1 protein-coding gene is annotated in these 1,412 nt (G+C 63.4%); it reads left to right on the top strand.

Features of this window, described 5'->3' with window-relative positions; all coding sequences use genetic code 11:
• Positions 1-343 precede the first annotated feature (343 nt).
• The coding region (locus PKO02S_RS32025) for a hypothetical protein (RefSeq protein ID WP_218034001.1) at positions 344-1,412 on the top strand (1,069 nt) is incomplete at its 3' end.

Genomic DNA, 1,412 nt, shown 5'->3' with positions numbered 1-1,412 from the left:
GGTGAGCTGAGTAAGCTGGGTGAAACCTTGTCCAGATGCAAACCTGCCGCCGCCGACCCAGACCATAAGAATATGCCGCCACCCCACCTCCACCGCCGACCGCGACCAAATAAGGTGATGCCGTAGCGTTATTTCGACCAAACTCCGGTTATGCTCCAAATTAACGCTACGGCATAATGCTATTCCTCCCAAAACCTCCCGCAGGGAGCCGAGTGACCCGAAATAAGGTGAAGCCATAACGCTATTTTCTGAGAAAATGGAGTTTCGTGGGAGATAAGGTGATTTCATAACGCTATTTTTTCGCCAAGTCGCACTTTAGTTTGAATTTGGAAGGAGGACACACATGTTACTGCTGGGCAGCCGCACGATTACGGTCGAGGGGGTCACGATATTCCCCGATCACGCCGATCCGAGCCAATTCTGGTATTTGCCGGGTCCGGTCCAGCTTGCTCGCCGCGACGGGCAAGGGGTGTTCACGTTCATCAAATACAAGCCGGCGGCGGTAGAGGCCGGTGCCAAGGGCGGCGGCTTCTTGATGTTCGAGGTCAACCTGCGCCTCGACTCCGATCTGGAACGCCGCATTCTCTCCAAGCTGCGGTCGCTCACGAAGGAGCGCCCCAAGCTGGCAGCCGTCCCGTTCGACGAAGGGACGGTGCAATGCGTCGCGCTCAACCTGCAAGGCGCGGGCGGTACGGCGGCGACGGCCGCACCAGCCGGGCCGGGCTCCTTCAACGCCGTCGAGAAAATTCTCGGCGCGTCGGTCCCTTCGCTGCACGGCGACAACACCACCGCCTTCAGCCTGACGCTGAGCCAGGAGGGCGCTACAATACTGGAGCAAGCTTTTGAGCAAGGGACGGAGCCGGTCGGCGTCATCTACGATCTCAAATTCACCGGCATGAGGCCGGCGCTGAACGTCGAGATCGAGGCGAACCTGGAGCGCGTCTACAACCAGCTGAGCGCCGGTCTGGAGGCGCAGGTATATTTCGTCCGAGCCGGTATCGACGCCGCATTCGAGAAACTGGTGCAGGATGGCGCGATCCACATCAAGGTGACCGACTTCACGGGCGAGGAGGACGAGAAGGAGAAGGAGCGCTGGGCGCTCGACTTCTTCAAGGAGAACCTGCTGCGCCAATGGTTCGAGCCGACGTTGACGCCCGGCCAGATCGCCGGTGGCGCCGTCCAGCCGGAGGCGCTGGACCAAGTGCTGCGGCGCGGCAACGAGCTGCGGCCGCCGGCGACACCGGCGCCGCCTCGGCCGCAGCCATTGCCGGCGAGCGCAGGTGGTGGCGGCGACGGAGGGGCCACCGCTGCGCCGACAGCGCCGCCGGTAAGCCCGACCGCCGGCACCGGCCACGGCGAGACGTCGGCGGGCTACAGCCCCGCCGCACCGGCGACGCCTGCGGCGCCCGGGG

This window comes from Paenibacillus koleovorans NBRC 103111, assembly GCF_004000845.1.
GTDB lineage: Bacteria > Bacillota > Bacilli > Paenibacillales > NBRC-103111 > Paenibacillus_AA > Paenibacillus_AA koleovorans.
This window is presented reverse-complemented; position numbering and strand designations above follow the sequence as displayed.